Below are 21,572 nucleotides of genomic sequence, written 5' to 3'. Positions count from 1 at the left end.
GCCAGACCCATGTCCAGGCTTACACAAAGCCGCTGCTGGCGAGGATCGAGGCCGGAGAAATCGACCCGAGCTTCGTCATCACCCATCCAGCGAGTCTCGAGGATGCGCCCGAAATGTACAGAAAATTCCGCGACAAGGAGGACGGCTGCATCAAGGTCGTATTGAAGCCCTAAAGGAAGATGGCGCGGCGCCTTATGGCTTTGGCGCTGCCTTTGGGCGCAAGCTCCCGCCCAAGTGCGGTTCGCTAGCAATCAAATTGAGAACCTCATAAGCCGACCGCGGCAGTTCGATCCCACGCGACGGTACACATTAGGGACATGATGCCAAGGCACTCTCCACGGACCAGTTGAGAGAGAGCACGTTGATAGCTGATTGGTTTTGTTCCGCGCCGCGCTTAATGGCCCCGTCAGCTCCGGCTGGCGGGGCCTTTTCGTTTCAGGCGGTGCCGTGCGATCCTGTTCGGCGGCTGGTTGCAAACGCGGTCACGTCCGGCGCCAGAATGTCGTTCTTCTCAGCCCAGGAGGCGAAGACGCCTTTCGCAGTCTCGGGCTCAATCTCGTCGCGGACCGCCGCCAAGCAGGCCCTCAATGCGAAGGCGTGGACAGCGTCTCTCTGGCTCTTCGGCCAATCCGCCAGAAACATGTAGGCCTCCATCGCCGACGAGACGGTGGTCGGGATTCCGAGACCGGTCAGAATGACAACAGGTCGTTCAAATTCATCCGAAGGCATCAGTGCCATCGCCACATCCTCCTAGAAGCAACATGGATTTGGGTCCGCGCCGCGGTTGGCGGGCGGATGACGCTGATTTAGGTGTCCTAGTTTGAGGTGTTCAAGATCCGGTCGCGCTTCGGCCGGCTGGGGCGCCTTTTTCGTAGGGTCAATTGCAACTAAGCGTGCTCAGTTCTCGTCATACCCGAGGCTCGGAAGCCTCTTTTTGCCGCCGCGTCGATTATGGGAGCTGTCATCGGTTGCTAGCCGCACGATCTTGAAGCCTTCGACCAATCAGCCCGACAAGCTCGCGAACCGTAGTGCACGCCTGCATCTCTTCGTCAGGCATCATATCGCAGTCGAATTCACGCTCTATCGCATTTCCGATGAGCGTCAGGTCATCAAGCGAAAGACCGATATCGTCGACCGTCGCATGTGGCTCCAGCAGGTCGGGACTTACGAGCCCCTCAGCAGCAATGATTTCCAGCAATCTCCTGACAAGCTTGGCCTCGCCGGGGGTGTGTTTGGTCATTGCGGTACGAGCCTCCTCCTTCTCGGCGTGCACACGCGGTCCTGCGTATCCTATTTCTGCGGAGGCCTTGGGGCCTGTAGATCGGTCGGGCTTTTCGGCGCGTCTCTTGGATCGAGCTGGCCAGACTTCAAGTCGCGCTGCGTGTCGGCATGGTAGAAGTTGAAGCCGAAGAATATCGCCATGATGATGAAAGCGATTATCGCGACCGCACCTATTCCGGCTTTCGTGGCCTTATCGGGCGGCGGCGGATTGTCGATCGGCATTTCGTTTACTCCGACCCGCTACCAGTCGGGACGTCTCGCTCAGGGTCAGCCGCAGCCCTGTTCTCTACGCCTCTCAGCATGGCGAGTGTGTCCTCGTAGATTTTCACGGCATCGGCGATTGCGGACAGCTCTCGCTCTTCGTCGCTGTCGTGAGTGCAGCCCGCCAGATCATGGGCGCGCTCAAGCGCGGCGTTCAGCTCATCGTCGTTGCGGATCACCAATCGGCTCATGGCCGCTCAACCCAGACGTTGAACTTTCGTTCCTATGGCTTAAGCGATCTCTCGAGTTGGGGACTGCCGACGAGGCGGCGCAAGTTTCGCGCGGTAGGGCAGATAGTGAGGTAACTCTCTCTTGCCCAATTTTCTCCATGACATTTCAATCGAACCGGCGAGTGGCGAACGCGGAGGAATTTGAACGCGCGCGCTTCGTTAAAGAGGTCGGACTTATCGTGCCGCCACACGTTGGAGAAAAGTCAGCCTGCTACTCCGGCCGAGCGACACCGTGGCGAATGCGATCAGCCCAGCTGGGCTTGGCTTCCAGCCGACGAACGGTCGGGGACTACAACAATCTCGCTTGAGCAGGTTCTGCTTCGATCTCGAGCCCGATCCGTCGACGTTCCATTTCAGTCTGGGCACTGAAGCGGAGATCAGCATCGCGGCCTGCCACCATCTCTGACAAGGCAGCGAGACTCAGCTGATCCCAACTCTTGCCACGGTCGAGGCCGGTCGGCACGCGAGGCAAGAGCCCCGGTTGACTGCTCCACAACAGTAGCTGCTCTAGCGATGCTTGGTTCAACATGTCCCTTAGGTGATGTGCCGTCACGTAGGCGTCAGGCATAGCTCGATGTGCGGGTAGCCCGATTTCATGGACGAGGCCTTCAGGCTTGCGCTGATACCGCAGAAGCTGGTTGGAGAATCGCGGCAGGTGCGGCCAGAGCCGCAAAGCGCATTTCCACGTACAGATCCATTTCGCTCCCGCGCTCAGGCGCGGCCGGCAATAGCGCTGCTCGAACGCCGCGCGGTGCGCTGCTAGAGCGATGACGCCGCCTGGCGGCTTTAGGATCGAAGGGGCAATTTCATTCCAGAACGGAGCATCGGCAACGTCCTCGTCACGGATATGATGTACCGCCATCGTGTCTGGGGAAATAGGCCTGCCCGGCTTAACGAAATGCGCGCCGCGCTCCTCATTAAGTTGCCATTGACCGTCTGCACCGATGGAGATGTCCTGCCAGCCGATTTCGCAGACGTCATGCGGGCCGTCTCCGGCGGTCTCGAGGTCGATCACTCTCAAGCGTTGATTGAGCATAGACACGAGATCATCATGCCCAGAGGTCGATGCAAGTCAGGAGCGAGGTGCCATTGGCTGGTCACCGAAAGTCTCGTGTCTTCACCTTGATCGTGTCGAGGTGCAGGTCGGGGAGGTAGATATCCCGGGTACGGAGGTCTTTCGGCGGTAGGTCGCGCGGGTCCGGGGTCGGCGAGCCGTGGTGGAATTCATCGCCCCGGCCGCGCGGCAAAGGGAATTGGCGATCCCGCTGGCCCACGCCGGCGAGGTCGGCGGATAAGTCGGTGAGCCGCTGAGCGACGAGATGCACAACCTCGCCCTCCCGCTGAATGCGTCCTCGTATCGATATCATCCCGGCCGACAAAATCGTTCGCCGAAAGCGCTCGAACACCTTCGGCCATACGACGAGATTGGCGATGCCAGTCTCGTCTTCCAGTGTGATGAACATGACGCCCTTAGCTGAACCTGGACGTTGCCGCACCAGTACGATGCCCGCGGTCTCGATCCATCGTCCGTCGCGAGTTTCCATCGCGACCTCGCAGCTCACGATGCCCCTGCGTTTTAGATCGTGGCGCAGGAACGAGACCGGGTGATCGCGAAGCGACAGCCCGACGTGTCGGTAGTCCTCGACGACGTCTCCGCCTGCCACCATCGGTCTTAGCGCAACCATTGGCTCCGGCGCCTCGTCGGCTTGTCGATCCACAGCGGCCGCAAATAGGGGCAGCGGTTCGTCTCGCAGTACTCGGATCGCCCAGATCGCTTCCCGCCGCGCGAGGCCGAGACTGGGCTGGAACCCGTCGGCCTCGGCAATCTGGGCCAACGCCGCCACAGGCACACGAGAGCGGCGCCAGAGATCCTCGATCGACTCGAACGGCAGGCGGGCTCGCGCGGTGATGATCGCGGCCGCATGGGCATTTGAGAGCCCCTTCACCATCCGAAGCCCTAGGCGAACAGCGAACCTCGTTTCGTCACCTGTGGGCTCCAGCGTGCAGTCCCAGCGGGAGATGTTGGCGCAGACCGGCCGAACCTCCACGTCATGGTCGCGGGCATCCCGCACGATCTGGGCCGGCGCGTAGAATCCCATCGGCTGGCTATTTAGGAGCGCGGCGCAAAAGACGTCTGGATGCCAGCACTTCAGCCAGGCAGAGGCATAGGCGATCAGGGCGAAGGAGGCAGCGTGGCTCTCGGGAAACCCGTAGCTCCCAAATCCTTCGAGCTGCCGAAATGTTTTTTTGGCAAACTCGGCCTCATAGCCATTTTCGACCATGCCGACGACCAGCTTCTCCTTGAAAGCAGAGACCCCACCGGTGAACTTAAAGGTCGCCATGCTCTTTCGCAGCATATCGGCTTCGCCAGGCGTGAAGCCGGCGCACTCAATTGCCACGCGCATCGCCTGCTCCTGAAACAGCGGTACACCCAGCGTTTTTCCGAGAACTTTTTCGAGCTCTGGCTTGGGATAGTGCACCGGCTCGTTGCCCTCGCGGCGCCTGAGATAGGGATGAACCATTTCGCCCTGGATCGGGCCAGGCCGAACGATCGCGACCTGCACGACGAGGTCATAGTACGTCCGCGGCTTGAGCCGAGGCAGCATCGACATTTGAGCTCGGCTCTCGATCTGGAAGGTCCCGAGCGTGTCGGCCTTGCGGATCATCGCGTAGGTTCGGGGATCCTCCGGGGGGATCGACGCCAGGTCGAGCTTGATGCCTTTGTGGTCAGCGAGCATGTCCAGACCCCGCTTCATGCAGGTGAGCATGCCAAGCGCGAGCACGTCGACCTTCATGAAACGCAAAGCGTCGATATCGTCCTTGTCCCATTCGATGATCTGGCGATCGGTCATCGCCGCCGGCTCGATCGGGACGAGGTCGTCGAGGCGATCATGAGTCAGGACGAACCCGCCGGGGTGCTGAGAGAGATGCCGTGGCGCGCCCTGGAGTTGGCGAGCGAGATCGAGCGCAAGGCGAAGTCTTCGATCGGCCAGGTTGAGATTTAGCTCTTCTACATGCCGCTTCTCGACGCCTTCCTCTGACCAGGCCCAGACCTGCGACGACAATGTACCGATCAGATCTTCAGGGAGCCCCAGAGCCTTGCCGACATCGCGCAAGGCCCCCTTGGTCCGGTATCGGATGACGGTCGAGCACAGGGCCGCGTGATCACGGCCGTAAGTGTCAAACACCCACTGCATAACGATCTCGCGCCGCTCGTGCTCGAAGTCGACGTCGATGTCAGGTGGCTCCCGGCGTTCTTCCGAGACGAAACGCTCGAAGAGGAGATCATTGAGGCCGGGATCGATCGAGGTGATGCCGAGCACGAAACAGACGGCGGAATTCGCGGCTGAGCCGCGGCCCTGGCAGAGGATATGGCGCGAGCGGGCGAAACGGACGATAGAGTTCACCGTCAGGAAGTAAGGCGCGTAGCCCAGCCGCTCTATCAGCGACAGCTCATGGTTGAGGCTTGCCCGTACGCTGTCCGACATGCCCTCGGGATAGCGTTGCGCGGCGCCCTCCCATGTCAGCTTCGTCAATGTCTCCTGAGGCGTCAGCGTGGGATCGTCGCGCTCCTCCGGATATTGGTATGCGAGCTCGTCGAGCGAGAACCGGCAGCGGTCGGCGATCTGCAGCGCCCGGTCCAGAGCCTCGGGGTAGCGGGCGAAGAGCCGGTGCATCTCCGCCGGCGGCTTCAGGTAGCGGTCCGCATGGCGCTCACGCCGGTTGCCCAGCGCATCGATCGTAACGTTGTGGCGGATGCAGGTCACAACATCCTGCAGGATCCGACGTACTGGCTCGTGAAAGAGCACGTCGTTGGTCGCGACCGTGGGTACGCGCATGCGGATGGCGAGATTCGCCAATTCGTGAAGGCGAAGGTGATCATTCGGTCGGCGGCGCAGCGACAGCGCGAGATAAGCACGGTCGCCGAATCCCTCTCGCAGCCGGCGCAGGCGAAACGCGCACTCGTCGTCAGGCAAATCCGGAACAAGGACGGCGATCACGCCATCGCCTTGGGCAATGACGTCTGACCATTCGAGATGGCAGCGCCCCTTGCCGCCGCGCTTCTTGCCGATCGAGAGCAGCCGGCAAAGTCGGGAGTAGGCTGCCCGGTCGGTGGGATAGACGAGGAGCGACATTCCGTCGGTGAGATCCAGCCGGCAGCCGACGATGAGCCTGACACCTGTCGCCTTGGCCGCTTCGTGGGCGCGAACGATGCCGGCCAGCGAGTTGCGGTCTGCGACGGCCAGGGCTTCGATGCCCAGCAAGGCTGCTTGCGCGAACAGCTCCTCGGCGGAGGATGCGCCACGCAGGAAGCTGAAATGGCTCGTGACCTGCAACTCGGCGTAGCGGGCGTTCATCCGAAAATTCCATGAAGGAACCAGCGATGCGATCCCGTGGCGACATCCTCGCCGTCACCTGCGCGATAGATCCAATAGCGCTCACCGGCATCGTCTTCGACCCGGAAGTAGTCGCGTACGGCCACCATCTCGGCCTCGCGCTTCCACCACTCGCCGAATACGCGCTCCGGCCCGTCGGCCCGCTGGACCCGCCGGCGGACGCCACGCCAGCTGAACCAGGACGGCGGATGATCTGGCAATAGCGCCATGGTCTCGACAGGCTCCGGACGCGGCAGCAGCCGTGCCGGGCGGGGCCAATGGCGCGGCCATGCCGCCCCGGTCTCCTCGGTAAGCGCCCCAACGCGGCGAACCGAACGCTCGGGAACGTCGCTTGACACGGGCGCGAGACGATAGACGGCCTGTTCGCCAACCCGATTGGCGAGGATATCGATCAACCCGGAAATGTCGGGGCTGGTCTCCTCGACGAGAGAGCTGATGGACTGCTTCCGTTCCAAGGGCTCGGCCAGCGTAGCCGCAAGCGTCATGATCTCGATGCCGAAGCCCGGCTCGATCGCCTCGATCTTCTCGCAGAGCAGCCGCGTCAGCCGCTTGCCATCGCAGACCGGTCGCGCCAGACCCACCCGGACCGTTTGAAGGCCGCGGTCGACGCGATGGCAGACGAGATCGAGCCGGCGAGCGCCCAGACCCCGCTGTTCCAAGCGCTCGCAGAGTTGCGCCACGAGCTTGCCGATGTAGCGGGCGATGGTCTCCGAAGCGCCGATCGGCTCGGCGAACGCTCGCCGCACCTCGATCAGGTCGGGTGGTCGGATCGCGACGATAGGTTCGGCGACTTCCCCGAGGGCTTGGGCCAGTCGACGGGCGATCGCGGGTCCGAAACGAAGGGTTAGCGGAGAACGGGGCTGGGCGATGATGTCGCCGACCGTGTCGAAACCGAGCACACGCAGGTCGGCCGATATCTGCGCAGGCAGCCGAAGGCATTCTAACGGAAGGGGTAATAGCGGATGCGCCTCATGCCGGACAGGCGCGATGACTATGGACCGAGAGACGTATCGCGCCAGCGCATGGGCGGCGCCCCAGCTGTCGGCGATCGCGGCCCTTGCCTCGACGCCCGACATCGCGAGGCGTCCGACGATGGCCTCCAGCATGTCCGCTTCGCCGCCATGGAGGTGGTCGGCGCCAGTCGTGTCGATGACGATGCCATGCGGCGGATCCGGCGCCACAATCGGCGCGACACGCTGATGCAGCCAGATCGCGAGTCGCTCCAGTTCCCGCGCGTCTGCTGCAAGATCGGCTTGCTTAACCACCAACGATGACACAAGCACCTGCGCCTTTGTGGCCGGCATGCCGACGCGTAGCCCGGCGGCGAGTGCAGCGGCATTTGCAGCCTGCACCAACCTCCTGCTTCCGTCGCGAGCGATGAGGACGAGCGGGACTTCAGGCCGAGGCGCGTCGCCAGCCATCCGTCGGTACCGATCGATTGACCAGTTCGGCAGGAAGACGGAGACGACCCGTGTCATCGCATGCCTCCAATTCAAAATCCGCGCTTTCGCCCGCCCTGGCCCTGATCAGCTCGACAAGCCATCGTGGCCGTCCCACGCCCGGCACCGGCAGTGCCGTTGATGGGAGAACCGAGACCCGCCATCGGGTCATCGCTGCTGTCGGCTGCCCGAAGTCGGAGGCGTCCACCTCCCGTCGCCATCTGCGTAAGGCAATACCGATCGAGCCTGTTCCTTCAGCTGCAAGCTGGAGCCGCCGGGACGCCGTCATCGAAAGACGGGCGACTTCTCCGACGACGGAGCCAAGCCCGCCATGGCGCAGGCCCTCTTCCATGCAGGCGAGAACCGTTTTGTCATCGCCGGCCTCGACGTAGATGACGCGGTCGGGAACGAGCCCCGCCTGGGCGAATGCTGGGGCGAAGAGGTCGGCACTGGTCAGGCACCAGAGCACTTTGCCGCGGCTTCTGGCTGCGACACCGGCGCTGAACAGAGCGGCCGCGGCGCCGTCGAGGGCACCGTTGCCGCCGCCGGCGACCTCATGCAGAGCACCCCGTGCCAGACCGCCCCCAGGTAAGCGTGAATCGACCATCGTGATTCCGAACGGCAGGACCGTCCGATCACGAGTGCCCCGCCCTTCAATTCGCTCGATCTGGTCGCGGAGCGACTGGAATACCGGCTGTGACAGCAACTGGCCTATACCTATAGAATGACGCCTTATGTTCCTCTTATGTTCTCGGTACCGCATTCCGAGTCAAGCTTGCTTTTTGGCCGGAACTCGGGAGCGCTGTAGGCGGTTGAGCCAGTGGGCTATCAGAAGCGAGCGATTGACGTGAATCGCACATCAGACCTAACCGCCGAGTGGCCCCTGCAATCGAGTGCGACCCTTGGATCTTCAGTCCGGGCCAAGGGCATAGAACGCGAACTCCGACGGAAGCTGCCTTGGGCGACAAGGAAATTCCTGAAAGTCGAAGCCGGGAAAGCTTTGCTGGATATGCCGGGCGCGTCGCTGGACGAATTCGAAGCCGCATCCACGACAATTTCCCAGGCGATGCGAGGACTAGCAAACCTTCCGGTACTTCCGAGTGAGGCGGAGGACATCCTGTCGATGTCTTCCCGCGAGCGCCACAAATGGATGGGCGCTGGCCGCCTGCAGAGTGCCGGAACCCGAACGGTCAAATTGCGCGGGCGATCGAAGGCAGTGACCTTTCACGTCTTCGAGCCAGCGCATATCGAGCACATCCTCAATGGCGACCTGACCGAGATTTGGCGCGAGGAGGACGGGGCGACGCTTGTGGAGAACCGTCGGCGGGCCGCGGGCAAAGCCGCGCTGACCCGAGCAGGAAAGCGGCACGCCCCGTCGAAAGCGGCTCCCGTAGCATCAGATGAGATGCTGGATGCTCAGCTGGAGGGTTGGGAAGAATTTGTCGCTAAAGGTTTTTTACGCTGAACGATCACGAAGCGGATCAGCGACAACTGGCTGACGAACATTCGCTCCGCAAAACAACACTGAGGTCAACAAGGCCCGCTATTCCGACCATGTCGCGAGATGGGGCGAGCAGCGCCACAATACACGTCGCTTGTTGGCCAAAGATGCGACGGCAGAGCCGCAACTATCGCACCGAAATCCATCCGCACCCATTGCCCTGTCTTGAGATTGCGCACCCCGCCGAAAATCTCAATGGGAGCTTGGTTCCGCTGGCTCGTTGGAACTTCTGCGCCGATCGCTCCGTTGCCGCTTCAATAGGTATCAACAGGAGATCAAGGCGATGATGTTCGTCGAGCAAATCAAGGAAGGCCAACGCGTGCTGGGCTCCGATGGAGTTCACGTCGGGACCGTCGACGCACTGAGCGGACAGCTCATCAAGCTCAAGAAGAACGATCCGGACTCTGGTGGAGCACACCACTATATCGACCTCGGGCTCGTGATCGGTGTGGATGGAGATATCATCAAGCTTATCGTCCCCGCGGCTGAGGCCAGGGAGCGGTGGTCGGAGGCGGCTGATTAAACGCAGAACCAACATCATCGTTTACCTGGTTGTTTCGCCTCCCAACTACGGCCATGCAACGGGATCGGTGATGGCAGCCCCAGCCGTCTTCCCGCCTCGGAGAGAAGGCAGCAGGAAGCGGAACTATTCGAACCCTTGTGTAGTTCGGCGCGACTGAGCCATCAGGCTTCGGCTCAACGGAGGGCGACTTGCCGGTGTATCGCTTCACCATGAATGACGGGACGAAGACAGATTGCGACAACGAGCCGAAGGAGTTCGCGAGTGATAAATCCGCCGTAGACGCGGCACAGGTGGCCTTGGCGGACATGGCCCACGATGCCTTACCTGATGGTAACTCCGTCGATTTGACAGCAGCTGTAGAAAATTCGGCCGGCGAAGAGATTTATCGCGCTTCGCTCAAATTTCGGGGCGAAACGGCCGAACACGCGCGATCGAAGGCTGCCGATTTCGAGGCCGCGGCGGACGATGCTGCTGAGGCGGTGGCCAGGGCTCTTGCCGTTAAGCCGGACTAGAAGGGCTTCTGTCCACGGGTCGCGAGTCATTAGCACCGATTGGAACAAGCCTGACGGACGTGGGGTTGGCCGACATAGGGACAGTGGGAGATATGGCGATGACCATCACAAGCCACGCGGAATATCGGGCTGCGGTCGAACGCGCTGCGGCGATCAGCGACGCAACAGATGGTTCGGAAGGGGCAGACGAGTTCACTCGCCTTACATCCGAAATTCGACAGTGGGACGAAGCGCATAAGGGTGACAATGCTCACGGCCCCGATGCAGACCAAAGCTTGCTGCGGCCGGACGACTTGCCGTTCTCGGGGCTGCCTGGAAATCTGGGCAAGCTCCACAAGGATTGACCGGTCGTTTGCTTTTACGAGCGAGGCGTTCTCATGAAACCGGCAGAGCCAGTGGCCAGCGCGCGCGCCTTGGCCATGCGGATGATGGCGGAATACCCCGATCGCGATTGGATCGCGTTGCTTGCCAGCGTGCCGAAGTACCCCGCAAATCCATCGAGTGACATTTGCAGGAAGATGGGTTGACCCGCGGCCATATTAGCTGCGGCGGCTGAGCTACTAACCCTGGCCGGGTAATCCCGGCGTAACCGGCGAAGGACCGTTCTAGGCAACTGTTTTGATCTAGGGTTTCTTAACGGGCCGGCCGGGGTCGATCGGACTCCACGAGGAGGACGGCTTTCGATCACCCTTTTCAGCCGGCGGGGCGTCTATCTGAGATTGCTTCACCTTGATCTCAGGTGTTTCCGAACCTTGCCGCGGTCGACTGTCGGTTGCGCGCCTCGGCTGGCCAACCGTTTCATCCTTGGGCTTGGACATAGCGCGTTCCTCCACGGTTAAGCGAAGAATGGCGAAGACCTGCATTTAGTTCCTGCGCGGGTCGGGGGAGCTAGAATAGATCATCCTTGAAAGGTTCGATTGTCGTCGGGTCATCGTCGCCTTCGCCCGCCTTATTGACGCGCTTTGACACGATCCATTCCCGTAGTTCGCGCGGCGGCTGCTTCAGCAGTTCCATACCGCCTGATCCGTCCAGCCAAGCCTCGAAATCCTGGCGCATGAGCATGCAGGGCATCCGATCGTGATACTGCGCGGTCCACGCGTTGGCTTCGCGGACAATCATCGTGCAGGTGGTGATGTCCTCGCCCGTATCGGGGTTCCGGTAATTTTCCCAGAGACCCGCGAACGCCAGCAGATCGCCGTCGGCCGCAGAGAAGAAATGCGGCACCCGGTCCTTCTTTTCGCCGGTCCATTCGAAGAACCCGCTGGCGGGGATGATGCACCGTCTTCGCACATAGGCTTGCTTGAAGGTGCCGCTCGTCTCGACCGTCTCGACCCTCGCATTGAAGGCGGCGAGTTTGAAGTCTTTCAACCCACCCTTGTGCCAGCCGGGGATTAGGCCCCAACGCGCTCTCTTCAGCTCGCGGCCGGCCTCAGTCTTCACGATGATATCAATGTCGGTTGTGGGCGCGATGTTGTAGCGGGCGCGGAGATTGGGCGTGTTTGCCGGCACCGTCAGCGGCTGACTGAAGGCGACAATCTCGCTCCAGCTATAGGCCTGGCTGAAACGCCCGCACATATGCGGTCTCCTGCTTAGTCGGGGAGCCGTTGCCCGGCGAGAAAGGTCGCTACGCTCAGCGTGTGGCTGGGCTGAGCCTTGCAATACTGTTCTACGATTTCGACGAGCTGACCATCCGAAAACTGCGGCAGGCCGGAAGGTGAATGCTGCCGGAGCGCGTCGACAATCCAGCGGCCAACAGCCACATGCATTTGGGCGCCTGCCGCCTGCTGGTCCATCCACAAATCGCAGGTCACATAATCCTGCATGAAGTCTCCCTTTCGAGGCCCCGCAGCCAACGCCGCCGCGTAGGTCGATATCGCAAGAAGCAGGGTCAGCATCAGGGTGCGCACATGCCGCTCCTACTGAATCGGAGCGCGCTTAGCGTGCTGGGCATTTGCCTTGGCAAGCAGTGCTTCCAGCTTGGCAAGCGTCTCCGGCGAGAAAACGAGGTTCATCGCTTGGCCGCCGACGATTTCGAGACTGATCAAAGTCTCACCTTCGACATTCGTCGTGATAGCGACGTGCCGCACATCGATGACGTCGAGATCGACCTCGGGCAGTTTGGCAGGCTTCTTCGCCATCAAACATCATCCTGGATAGGGAGCCACGGCTGCTCCGGCTTCTGCTTTCCGGTCTCATGCTCCTGGGCGATCCGGTCGGCCTGAAGCTGGGCCTCGATCCGCGCGACCTCAAGGAAATAGGACAGGGTCCTGAACCCGCGCTCGTCGGCATTGCACTTCAACGCGACGATGCGCTCGACCAGGTCGTCGGCGCGCCGCAGTTGCACGCGGGGCACGCCGGAACTCAGCTTCACAACATCCGCCATAATGCCCTCCGTCCCCTCAATGAGGGTATTCGGCGGCGAGGCGGTCGTACAAGTCGATTTCACCCGCATTCGCAGCCTGGCGCTCGCATGTAGTCACCCACGATGGCGCGATAGAGGCGCCAAAGCTTCCGCTGGTTCATCACGACGGAACTCCCCAAAATCGCCTGCGTTGATGGGAGCGCAGAAGGGGATGCTCCGTGGTCGGCAAGCTGCAGGCATATCGCGCCAAACGCGACTTCCAAAAAACCAAGGAACCGAGCGACGATGCCGCGGTGGCTTCTTCGGACCGGCTGCGCTTCGTCATCCAGAAGCACGATGCCACCCGACTGCACTATGATCTCCGTCTGGAACTGGATGGAGTTTTCAAATCCTGGGCGGTGACCAAGGGTCCTTCCCTTGACCCGCACGACAAACGTCTGGCTGTCGAGGTTGAAGACCATCCGCTGGCCTACGGTGATTTCGAAGGCACCATCCCGAAAGGCGAGTACGGCGGCGGTACTGTGCAGCTTTGGGACCGCGGGTTCTGGAAACCCGAAGGAAAGCTCAGTGCGCAGCGCCAATTTGAAAAGGGCGACCTGAAATTCGTCCTCGACGGTCAGCGTCTGCACGGCAGCTTCGTTCTCGTCCGCATGCGAAAGGATCGGGACGGGGGAAAACGCCCCAACTGGCTCTTGATCAAGCATCGCGACGACCATGCCGTCGATGGAGATGGGGAAGCCGTTCTGAAGGATGAAACCTCCGTCGCCTCGGGCCGCACGATGAAGGCGATCGCGGAAGGCAAGGGCCGCTCGCCCAAGCCCTTTCTTTTGACGGAGGAGGCCATGGATGCAGGCGCTGTTTGGGACAGCCGGTCGGGGCTTGCTGCGGACAAGAGGCGCAATGCGACGGACACGGCGCCAGCTAAAACGCGCAACTCCAGAAACGCAGGCAGAGGCAAGTCTACGCTTCCGGAATTCGTAACGCCTCAGCTTTGTCGCAGTGTCGAGCGTCCACCGTCAGGTGATGGGTGGGTGCACGAGATCAAGTTCGATGGCTATCGAATCCAGCTTCGCGTCGAAAACGGCAAAGCGACTTTGAAAACGCGTAAGGGCCTCGACTGGACCTCCAAATTCAAAGCGGTTGCCAAAGCCGGCGCGTCATTGCCGAATTGCATTATTGATGGCGAGGTCGTCGCCTTGGATGAGCATGGGGCGCCGGATTTCGCAGCGCTGCAGGCTGCTTTGTCGGAGCAGAAGACGGACAATCTCGTATTCTTTGCCTTCGACCTTCTTGCGACAGACGGTCAGGATCTGCGCGACCAGACCCTACTGGCGCGCAAGTCGCAACTGGAAGAACTCCTCCGCGCCAACGGAGATGGCGTCACGCTGCGTTATGTCGAGCACTTCGAGAGCGGCGGGGAGGCGGTCTTGAAATCGGCATGCCGTCTTTCGCTCGAAGGAATCGTGTCGAAGCGAACTGATGCGTCATACGTTTCCGGCCGAAGCGACAGCTGGACCAAAGCCAAATGCCGGGCGGGACATGAGGTCGTCATTGGCGGTTGGTCGACCACGGCAGGCAAGTTTCGTTCTCTTCTCGTCGGCGTCCATCGCGGCTCTCATTTCGTTTATATCGGCCGGGTCGGGACTGGTTATGGCGCGGCAAAGGTTCAGGCGCTGTTGCCCCGACTGAAGGAACAAGCTGCGTCGAAATCCCCCTTCACCGGTGCTGGCGCTCCGCGGCGCGAGCCGGGCGTCACCTGGGTCAATCCGGCGCTGGTCGCGGAGATCGAATTCGCTGGGTGGACCGGTGATGGAATGGTTAGGCAGGCCGCGTTCAAGGGCTTGCGCGATGACAAGCCGGCCGAGGAGGTCGAGACCGAACTGCCAGTCCAACCGGAGGCCGTTGAAACACCCCAGCCTGGCCCCGTCGCACGTCGGTCGACACGCGGTGGGCGGGTGGACGTATTGGGTGTTGCCATCTCCAATCCGGACAAGCGGCTCTGGCCGGACGGTGAAGACGGGAAACCGGTTTCGAAACTGGATCTAGCTCGTTACTTCGAAGCGGTCGGCGGCTGGCTGCTGCCGCACATCAAGGGCCGTCCGTGTTCCCTCTTGCGGGCCCCAGATGGGATTGACGGCGAGACCTTTTTTCAGCGTCACGCGGGGATGGGTACTTCTAACCTGTTCGAGCTCGTGAAGGTGTTCGGTGACAAGAAATCCTATCTTCAGATCGACCGGATCGAGGCACTGATTGCAGCGGCGCAGATCGGTGGCATCGAGCTGCATCCCTGGAACTGCCAGCCGGGGGATCCGGAAACGCCGGGCAGGCTTGTATTCGATCTCGATCCCGGGCCCGGAGTCTCCTTTGAGGACGTCATCGAAACTGCGAAGGCGATGCAACAACGCTTGGATCAGCTTGGTCTCGCCAGTTTCTGCAAGACGACGGGAGGCAAGGGGCTGCATGTGGTAACGCCGCTGGCCAAGCCGCGGCGTGGGGCACTCGACTGGCCCAGTGCGAAGGATTTTGCCCGCCGCCTCTGCGCGCAGCTGGCCGCCGAGAAACCTGAACGCTACGTGGTCAACATGGCCAAGCGGCTGCGCAATGGCCGCATTTTCCTTGATTATCTCCGAAACGACAGGATGGCGACAGCGGTCGCGCCGCTCTCGGCCCGCGCCAGGCCGGGTGCTCACGTATCGATGCCTTTGGTCTGGTCTCAGGTAAAGGCCGGCTTGGATCCCGCGCGATTTACTGTGCGCACTGTGCCATCGCTCCTGAAGAAGACGAAGGCCTGGGAGGGTTATTGCGATGCCGAAGGTTCGCTTAAGGACGCCATCCGCAAACTGGGCTCGACCAAATAGCGATCAGCCGTGCCGGAACGGAAGGCTCGACGGAGCGTTCAGAAACCCGATCGGAGATTCTGGCCATGGCTCAGCGCACCTTCTGGAAAGGCTATTTGAAGCTCTCGCTCGTGACATGTCCCGTGGCGATGCTGCCCGCGCGTTCTGAGAGCGAGAAGGTTCGGTTCCACACCCTCAACCGGAAGACTGGCAATAGGATCCAGAGCCGTTTCGTGGATGCCGAAACGGGTCAGCCCGTTGGCGAGGACGACGAGGTCAAGGGGTATGCGAAAGGCGATAACGACTATGTCATGCTCGAAGAGGATGAACTGGATGCCGTCTCTCTCGAAAGCACCCGCACGATCGACATCGATGTTTTCGCACCCCGCTCCTCGGTCGGCTGGATTTGGTACGACACGCCGCACTATCTCGTTCCGGACGATAAGATCGGCAACGAGGCATTCTCGGTCATTCGCGAGGCGATGAAGTCGACGAAGACCGTCGGCATCTCGCGGGTTGTGCTTTATCGGCGGGAACGCGCTGTCCTTCTGGAGCCCCGTGACAATGGCATCGTCCTCTGGACGTTGCGCTATGGCGACGAAGTCCGAGCCGAAAAAGAATACTTCGCCGGCATCCGGAAGGTCGATCCCGAAGCGGATATGCGCTCGCTGATGGAGAAATTGATCAAGAATCGTACCAAGGACTGGTCGCCCGAATTGGCCCAGGATCCGGTGCAGGACGAACTTCTCGAAATCATCAACGCCAAGCAGAAAGGCCGTAAGGCGCCCAGGAAAAAGGTCGATCAACCGAGCGAGAGCAATGTCGTCAGCATTATGGACGCGCTCAGGAAGAGTCTCGAACCACGCAAGACATAATCAGCCAGCCTTGCGCTGGGGCTGGCCTTTGGCCTTGCTTGCGGCTTTCGATTTTGCCGCCGGCTTATCGTTTGTTTTGGCGCTCTGGCGCAAGGCATCCAGCAAGTTGACCACCTTTGAGGGTTCTTGGCGCTTTGGAGGCCTGATCTTCCGCCCTTCGATCTTGGCTTTGACTAACTCGGCGAGCGCAGCCTCGTAACGATCATCGAAGTTCTTCGGATCGAATTCACCGGCCTTCGTCTTAATGATGTGCTCAGCAAGTTCGAGCATCTCGCCCTCGATCTTAATCTTGGGAATGTCGCTGAATGCCTCTTCGGCCGACCGCACTTCATAGTCGAAATTCAGTGTCGTGGCGATGAGGCCTTCGCCGTGCGGCCTGATCAGAATCGACCTCATGCGGCGGAAGATCACTGTTCGCGCCAAGGCGGCACTCTTCTGAGCAGCCATGGAGTCGCGAATGAGGTTGAAGGCTTCGGACGCGACGGGCGTACTAGGCGCAACATAATAGGGCCTGTCGAAAAAGACGTCGTCGATCTCGTCACACGGTAAAAATGTAGCGACGTCGAGGGTCTTGTCGCTTTCGGGGATAGCATCGGCGATCTCATCCGGCTCAAGCACGATATAGTCCCCGGCGCCACGGTCATAACCCTTGACTTGATCTTCTTTCTCGACCGGCTTTCCCGTCACTTCGTCCACGAACTGTCTGTGCACCCGGTGTCCGGTTTTGCGATTGAGAGTGTGAAACGAGATGCGCTCGGCCGTGGACGCCGCGGTGTACAGAGCAACAGGACATGTCACCTCGCTGACCGTGAGGACGCCTTTCCAAATTGCGCGCGGAGCCATGCCACTGCCCTCAAAAGGAACACCCGAAAACCGAGCGAGGAACTACTCACCACATACGATAGTTCCAGCATTTGGCGTTGGAGGCCCAAAGTGTCGAATGATCCTGACGTCGTCATTGCCAAGGCGTTGAATGCGGGCCTGAGGCGCTTGCTGAGCGTCGCAATTCGTCAAGCCAATGAGGACGGGTCAGGGGGCCGTCGGTCAACCTTACGCCACGAACTGGATAGCGAGATAGAACGCTTGGTCGTTCGCAGCCACAACAACGATGATCCAGAGCTCACGATGGCCGTCCGTAACGGGCTTAAGCTGCTCGTCGATGCCGCTGATCGGGAGGCGGCCGACGCATGAGTCAGGAAGTATTTCGCGTGGAACAGGGTCTTCGTTCGCCAAACCTCTGACGAAAAGCCCGATATGATCGATAAATTGAACGAAATGGACGCGTTGCAGCTCGCTCCGCGCCTCATCGGCATGGATCTGACCGTCGATGGAGTGGGCGGAACGATCGTCGAGACCGAAGCCTATCTGGCTGACGATCCGGCGTCTCACAGTTTTCGCGGTCCCAGCATGGCAAACGTCGCGATGTTCGGGCCTGCTTGGCGCGCTTATGTTTATCGCTCCTACGGGCTGCACTGGTGCTTGAACATTGTTGCGACCGATCACGGGGCCGTATTGATCCGGGCCCTCGACCCGAAATATGGGCTGGACCAGATGCGAGCGCGCCGGGGTTCGACTCGACCTCTATGTTCGGGGCCCGGGCGCTTGGCCCAGGCCCTTGGCATAACCGCCGCTCACGATTGCCTTAGTTTAAGCGCGCCGCCGTTTTCGGTGATGGATCGCTCAGGCGAACCCGAGATTATCGCCGGCGTGCGGATCGGCATCTCTCGGGCCGCCGATCGCCCCTGGCGCTTCGGTCTGGCGGGCTCGCCGCATTTGAGCCGGCCGTTCCCGACGGGTTAGGGAAATGAGCGGCCGAGACGGCCAGTCAGTTAGCGCGAGTCGCTTGTTTGCTCGGTTCGTTGCTGTCGGCGAGCTCGTCGCGCTCCCAGCCGAAAACGCTTCGGCCGCCATATTCCGCCGAACGCCGCCACTCTTCGCGGACATATTCTTCCAGCGAGGGGCCTTCCACGAGGCCCTCCAATCGGCGGCTTTCCCGGTCGAGGCGCGCGATGGCGGCCAGCCGATCGTCCTGGCCTAGCTTTGCGCGTTCAACGGCCGATTTGAGAACCGAAATCGTCTGATCATAGATCTTGGTCGGAACGGCAAAAGGCTGACGGTCCTTGCCACCGTGAGCAAGCGAAAACCGGGCGGGGTCACTGAACCGGTACGGCGCTCCGTGGACGACTTCGGCAACCATCGCCAAAGAGCGTACCGTGCGCGCTCCAACACCGGGGACAAGCAGCAATTCCGAGAAGTCATGAGGCGCGCGATCGGCTGCAGCTGCGAGGGCACCATGAAGCCTTCGGGTAAGGACATCCTTCGGCCTGACGGCGTGGTGGGCGGGCATCACCAGATGAGGCAAGGCGAGCTGCGCGGGCGACAGCGCGGGCACTGCACGGCCTCGCTCCAAGGCAGTGTACTCGCGAACAATGGCGTCCGGTCCGACGTCACGAAGAATAGCGACCTGGCCATCACGAGAGGGGGCAGCTCGGGCATCGGTGAGATTGATGATCCTGCCCTGGCTCTCGCCATCGATGGCGGCGTGCGGCGCCTCGACAAAGCTTCCCAGACCCTCCGACTGCCAGTGGTAGCGGCGAGCGATGCCGCCATCACCGTTCATCCCTTGCTGAACAACTACCCATTGGCCGTCATCCGTGACGAAGAAGCCGTGTAGATAAAGATCGAAACCGTCCTGAACCGCTGCGCTGTCCACTTTGGCGACAAGACGACTGGCTTTAGCGAGCGCGTCTCCATCGAACCCGGTTCTGGCACCGATCTGCTGTAGCTCGAACGGCGTCTGCCTCGAATGGCGGCCCCTGCCGCCGCAGACATGTAGTCCCAGCTCGCCGGATAGCGGGGCGAGTCCACGCTTCAGCGCACCTATGACGCTCGTAGTGATCCCCGACGAATGCCAATCCATCCCCATCACAGCGCCAAAGGACTGAAACCAGAAGGGGTGCGCGAGCCGACGCAGCAATTCCTCGCGACCGTAATGGTGAATGATCGCCTCGCAGATGACCGCCCCCAATCTCGACATGCGTTGCCCGAGCCATCCCGGTACGCGGCCATGATGAAGCGGAAGATCGGCGCTGCCTGAACGGCGTGCCATGCGCTGCTCCCGAACGAAACAAGAACTGCGGTTCTATCTCAAAAAAGATCGTAGATAAACACGAGCGTCGCGCAGTTGTTCGGTCATTTAAACCCACGATGACGATTTTTTCCGATCGCACGCAACTGATCGTGAGCCCTGCAACGCCCCTATCGATAAGGAGTGTCCCGCGACTTAGCGATGACGCCTTCCAGGCCCACCGCGCAATCCAGCGTCGAAATTCGATGCGCCATGCTCGTAGAGTACGACTGCCTCACCGTCGAGGATGGCGCCGTACTCAAGCGCATCAAGAGCGACGCTGGGAAAACGGCCGATCTAATCGTGTTCGCCGGGGGCAATGATCCGGCCACCAGGGGCTCAGTTTGCCGGCCCATGCGGCCGCCATGGGCAAGACCCCTCACGCTGAAAAGCGGTGCTTAAATTCGCGTGCCTCTTAGTGTCCCCCCGCGCCGCTGACCGAACATACGGTAGCGTCCGTCGATGATCTCCTTCGGGAGGTCGCGATGTCGCGTCTACGCGGCTACGCCATGTCGAACCAGGTTGCGGCTGATGGGCCACAAAAAGGGGACAACGTTGCAGTCAGCCTGTCTCTCTCGCCCAGCAAAAATGGTGACGAGTACCGCCACGCTAGTGGTCCGCAACTGAGCGCAGCGAGCTTAACCGCCCCGGTCGCTTGAGCGGCGAGGTATGCGCACAGGGCGCCAACAAGCTATCTGGCGGCCCAGAAGCCCAGAACGACGCCTGCCGCCGCGGCCCAGCCCAGCGTCCGTAAGGGCCGGGCCCGAATTTCATCGAGGAGCAGCTGCTGAAGTTCACTCACGCGCTCGCCCGCGATATCGAACAACTCGTTATCGAATTCGTTTTCCGCGGCACCGGGCGTGACTGAAGTTTGCATCGAAAGCGGGTCGCTCGCCGGGAATGTACCCTCCAACGCATCGTGAAGTTCGGCGTCACGGCCCTTATTACGAGCAGCCTGACGTTGCGCACGTTGTTCGATCTTCAAGCTTGCGACTGCGGGGTTTTCGGCGGGCATGCTGCGGTCTTTCTTCGAGGGCTATCCCGATAACATCGGTAGATCGCACAAGTTCCAAACATGACAGCTATCGATTTCCTGGAACAGTGAGTGAACTCAGGCTTGTCATCCCTTCCGGTCTGCCGCGTCAGCCCACGGTCCAGCGCGGGAGGCCAATGCAAGGGCCTTTGCCTCTGGAACTGTCATGGCTGCACAATAGCTGCGGAGCCATCGTGGGGTCGCCTCTTCGTCATGAAGCCATCGAAGTACCCTTCTTTCAGGGGCGCCGATCAGCCGACTCAATTCCAAGGACGTTAGTCCGAGCGAGCGGAGTGCTTCTCTCAATTCGGGCCCTGTCATCCGGCCTGTCATAGCGGCTGCTAGACCCACGAGGTCGCGTCATCGTGGGTCTTGTCCCACTCGGATGGCCTCAACGAGCGCTTGCAGCTCAGCCTCTTTAGGGCTGCGCTCATTGCGGCCGGAGTGTTCATGAACGCGCTGCGTGGCCGCTTCATACTGCTCAATGGAATCAATTTTCTCGTACCCTGCGGTGCACGGCCGGATCGAGCGGCGCTCTCTGCCTCAATATCGGTACGCATGGCGGGTTCTCCTGCCTCTGAAGTAGGTGGCCGCCGCCCGCCGGGCGGGGGGGCGGGGCTTCCATTTGGCTGATTTCCCAGACGTCATCGTGCGTCGCCTTGGGTTGAACGTCCGACAAACGAACGAAGTTTCATGTTGCCCTCGCGCACGGCAACGCCAACCTGCGAAACTTCCCTAACGTCAACGAGCCGTGACCCGCCAGACATGCAAGCGTCGCGTGCGCGCCCACGTTCGGCGTCTCTCCAGACAGCGGATGAATTCGCCCTCAGCGTAGGCTTTGCGAGCCTCTTTCTACCGGAGTATCGAGTTATCTGCGTGATTGAGTGTTCAGCGGCCGACCTAACTCAAGGCTGAAATTTTCGCCGTCTAATGCCGGGTTGGCCGTTCAAAATTCGATGCGAAATATTTACGATCGCAACATGCAATAAAATATGGTGACCGTCCGGAAATTTTTAACATTGCGGCCGCGTCATTGGGTAAGTCAGTACCCTCATCGTCGATGTCTATTTTAACACCGTCTTGAGTATGAAAGAAATACTGGGGCATAAGCAGGGAATGCCGCGCGTTGTCATCTGTTCCACGGCGCCGCAAATATTAACTGGGCGTCTGTTCCCGCAAATGCAGGTAGTCCGC

The 21,572-nt window shown here is 60.8% G+C and carries 24 protein-coding genes and 1 pseudogene; 9 read left to right on the top strand and 16 right to left on the bottom strand.

What is annotated here, in order from left to right; genetic code table 11:
- Nucleotides 1-173, top strand: a pseudogene (locus AC2FAN_RS27025) (glutathione-dependent formaldehyde dehydrogenase); the annotation flags it as partial.
- Nucleotides 174-435: 262 nt separating this feature from the next.
- Here AC2FAN_RS27025 and AC2FAN_RS27020 read toward each other — a convergent pair.
- The 8 genes from AC2FAN_RS27020 to AC2FAN_RS26985 form a co-directional block, all read right to left on the bottom strand.
- The gene (locus tag AC2FAN_RS27020) at nt 436-738 is read right to left on the bottom strand and encodes a DUF982 domain-containing protein (RefSeq protein ID WP_485177045.1); all 303 of its coding nucleotides are present in this window, start codon (nt 736-738) and stop codon (nt 436-438) included.
- Between the two features lie 223 nt (nt 739-961).
- On the bottom strand, nt 962-1,240 hold the full coding sequence (locus AC2FAN_RS27015) for an acyl carrier protein (protein ID WP_265055289.1): 279 nt from the start codon (nt 1,238-1,240) through the stop codon (nt 962-964).
- 50 nt (nt 1,241-1,290) lie between these two features.
- Complete coding sequence (locus AC2FAN_RS27010) at nt 1,291-1,503, bottom strand: hypothetical protein (protein ID WP_265055290.1); 213 nt, start codon at nt 1,501-1,503, stop codon at nt 1,291-1,293.
- Between the two features lie 5 nt (nt 1,504-1,508).
- Nucleotides 1,509-1,721 carry a hypothetical protein gene (locus AC2FAN_RS27005; protein WP_265055291.1) on the bottom strand — a complete coding sequence of 71 codons (213 nt, stop codon included), beginning with the start codon at nt 1,719-1,721 and terminating at the stop codon, nt 1,509-1,511.
- A 340-nt stretch (nt 1,722-2,061) separates the two neighbouring features.
- A complete protein-coding gene (locus AC2FAN_RS27000; protein WP_265055292.1) occupies nt 2,062-2,808 on the bottom strand; it encodes an exonuclease domain-containing protein in 747 nt (248 codons plus the stop codon).
- A 61-nt stretch (nt 2,809-2,869) separates the two neighbouring features.
- A complete protein-coding gene (locus AC2FAN_RS26995) occupies nt 2,870-6,130 on the bottom strand; it encodes an error-prone DNA polymerase (protein WP_485177044.1) in 3,261 nt (1,086 codons plus the stop codon).
- Nucleotides 6,127-7,647, bottom strand: a complete 1,521-nt coding sequence (locus tag AC2FAN_RS26990) for a DNA polymerase Y family protein (protein WP_265055294.1) — start codon at nt 7,645-7,647, stop codon at nt 6,127-6,129. The genes AC2FAN_RS26995 and AC2FAN_RS26990 overlap by 4 nt, the downstream gene beginning before the upstream one ends.
- Complete coding sequence (locus AC2FAN_RS26985) at nt 7,565-8,323, bottom strand: ImuA family protein (protein WP_485177047.1); 759 nt, start codon at nt 8,321-8,323, stop codon at nt 7,565-7,567. The genes AC2FAN_RS26990 and AC2FAN_RS26985 overlap by 83 nt, the downstream gene beginning before the upstream one ends.
- A gap of 105 nt (nt 8,324-8,428) precedes the next feature.
- On the opposite strand from AC2FAN_RS26985, the gene AC2FAN_RS26980 reads away from it, so the two are divergent.
- The 4 genes from AC2FAN_RS26980 to AC2FAN_RS26965 all read left to right on the top strand — a co-directional run bounded on the left by AC2FAN_RS26980 (nt 8,429) and on the right by AC2FAN_RS26965 (nt 10,488).
- Nucleotides 8,429-9,073 carry a hypothetical protein gene (locus tag AC2FAN_RS26980; RefSeq protein WP_265055296.1) on the top strand — a complete coding sequence of 215 codons (645 nt, stop codon included), beginning with the start codon at nt 8,429-8,431 and terminating at the stop codon, nt 9,071-9,073.
- A gap of 319 nt (nt 9,074-9,392) precedes the next feature.
- Nucleotides 9,393-9,632, top strand: a complete 240-nt coding sequence (locus tag AC2FAN_RS26975; protein ID WP_485177043.1) for a DUF2171 domain-containing protein — start codon at nt 9,393-9,395, stop codon at nt 9,630-9,632.
- 194 nt (nt 9,633-9,826) lie between these two features.
- On the top strand, nt 9,827-10,144 hold the full coding sequence (locus tag AC2FAN_RS26970; RefSeq protein ID WP_485177046.1) for a DUF6894 family protein: 318 nt from the start codon (nt 9,827-9,829) through the stop codon (nt 10,142-10,144).
- Between the two features lie 98 nt (nt 10,145-10,242).
- A complete protein-coding gene (locus AC2FAN_RS26965) occupies nt 10,243-10,488 on the top strand; it encodes a hypothetical protein (RefSeq protein WP_265055299.1) in 246 nt (81 codons plus the stop codon).
- Between the two features lie 544 nt (nt 10,489-11,032).
- On the opposite strand, the gene AC2FAN_RS26960 is transcribed toward AC2FAN_RS26965, so the two are convergent.
- The 4 genes from AC2FAN_RS26960 to AC2FAN_RS26945 are packed head-to-tail and all read right to left on the bottom strand — an operon-like array spanning nt 11,033 to nt 12,515.
- Nucleotides 11,033-11,719 (bottom strand): SOS response-associated peptidase, encoded by a 687-nt coding sequence (locus AC2FAN_RS26960; RefSeq protein ID WP_265055300.1) that lies wholly within the window; start codon nt 11,717-11,719, stop codon nt 11,033-11,035.
- A gap of 14 nt (nt 11,720-11,733) precedes the next feature.
- On the bottom strand, nt 11,734-12,051 hold the full coding sequence (locus AC2FAN_RS26955; RefSeq protein ID WP_265055301.1) for a hypothetical protein: 318 nt from the start codon (nt 12,049-12,051) through the stop codon (nt 11,734-11,736).
- Between the two features lie 9 nt (nt 12,052-12,060).
- Nucleotides 12,061-12,282 (bottom strand): hypothetical protein, encoded by a 222-nt coding sequence (locus tag AC2FAN_RS26950; RefSeq protein ID WP_265055302.1) that lies wholly within the window; start codon nt 12,280-12,282, stop codon nt 12,061-12,063.
- The gene (locus AC2FAN_RS26945) at nt 12,282-12,515 is read right to left on the bottom strand and encodes a hypothetical protein (protein ID WP_485177042.1); all 234 of its coding nucleotides are present in this window, start codon (nt 12,513-12,515) and stop codon (nt 12,282-12,284) included. Before AC2FAN_RS26945 ends, AC2FAN_RS26950 begins: the two co-directional genes overlap by 1 nt.
- 209 nt (nt 12,516-12,724) lie before the next feature.
- Here AC2FAN_RS26945 and ligD point away from each other — a divergent pair, with 209 nt between their 5' ends.
- Complete coding sequence (ligD, locus tag AC2FAN_RS26940; RefSeq protein ID WP_485177041.1) at nt 12,725-15,364, top strand: DNA ligase D; 2,640 nt, start codon at nt 12,725-12,727, stop codon at nt 15,362-15,364.
- A 65-nt stretch (nt 15,365-15,429) separates the two neighbouring features.
- A complete protein-coding gene (ku, locus tag AC2FAN_RS26935) occupies nt 15,430-16,218 on the top strand; it encodes a non-homologous end joining protein Ku (RefSeq protein WP_485177040.1) in 789 nt (262 codons plus the stop codon).
- Here the strand turns inward: ku (AC2FAN_RS26935) and ku (AC2FAN_RS26930) are convergent, their stop codons facing one another.
- The gene (gene ku, locus AC2FAN_RS26930) at nt 16,219-17,061 is read right to left on the bottom strand and encodes a non-homologous end joining protein Ku (RefSeq protein WP_485177039.1); all 843 of its coding nucleotides are present in this window, start codon (nt 17,059-17,061) and stop codon (nt 16,219-16,221) included. It abuts the gene before it with no gap.
- Nucleotides 17,062-17,151: 90 nt separating this feature from the next.
- Between ku (AC2FAN_RS26930) and AC2FAN_RS26925 the strand changes: the two genes are divergently transcribed.
- A complete protein-coding gene (locus tag AC2FAN_RS26925) occupies nt 17,152-17,409 on the top strand; it encodes a hypothetical protein (protein ID WP_265055307.1) in 258 nt (85 codons plus the stop codon).
- Nucleotides 17,410-17,472: 63 nt separating this feature from the next.
- Nucleotides 17,473-18,018 (top strand): DNA-3-methyladenine glycosylase, encoded by a 546-nt coding sequence (locus AC2FAN_RS26920; protein ID WP_265055308.1) that lies wholly within the window; start codon nt 17,473-17,475, stop codon nt 18,016-18,018.
- A 25-nt stretch (nt 18,019-18,043) separates the two neighbouring features.
- Here AC2FAN_RS26920 and AC2FAN_RS26915 read toward each other — a convergent pair whose 3' ends face one another.
- The 3 genes from AC2FAN_RS26915 to AC2FAN_RS26905 all read right to left on the bottom strand — a co-directional run bounded on the left by AC2FAN_RS26915 (nt 18,044) and on the right by AC2FAN_RS26905 (nt 21,485).
- Complete coding sequence (locus tag AC2FAN_RS26915) at nt 18,044-19,327, bottom strand: DUF763 domain-containing protein (RefSeq protein ID WP_485177038.1); 1,284 nt, start codon at nt 19,325-19,327, stop codon at nt 18,044-18,046.
- Between the two features lie 709 nt (nt 19,328-20,036).
- On the bottom strand, nt 20,037-20,360 hold the full coding sequence (locus AC2FAN_RS26910) for a hypothetical protein (protein ID WP_265055310.1): 324 nt from the start codon (nt 20,358-20,360) through the stop codon (nt 20,037-20,039).
- A 945-nt stretch (nt 20,361-21,305) separates the two neighbouring features.
- Nucleotides 21,306-21,485: a DUF6894 family protein gene (locus tag AC2FAN_RS26905; RefSeq protein WP_442865082.1), complete on the bottom strand. Its 180-nt coding sequence runs from the start codon at nt 21,483-21,485 to the stop codon at nt 21,306-21,308.
- Between the last annotated feature and the right edge of the window lie 87 nt (nt 21,486-21,572).

Source organism: Allobosea sp. RIT-PG3_2 (assembly GCF_057321085.1).
The sequence above is the reverse complement of the archived record's forward strand: the minus strand, read 5'-3'. Positions and strand labels throughout refer to the sequence as shown.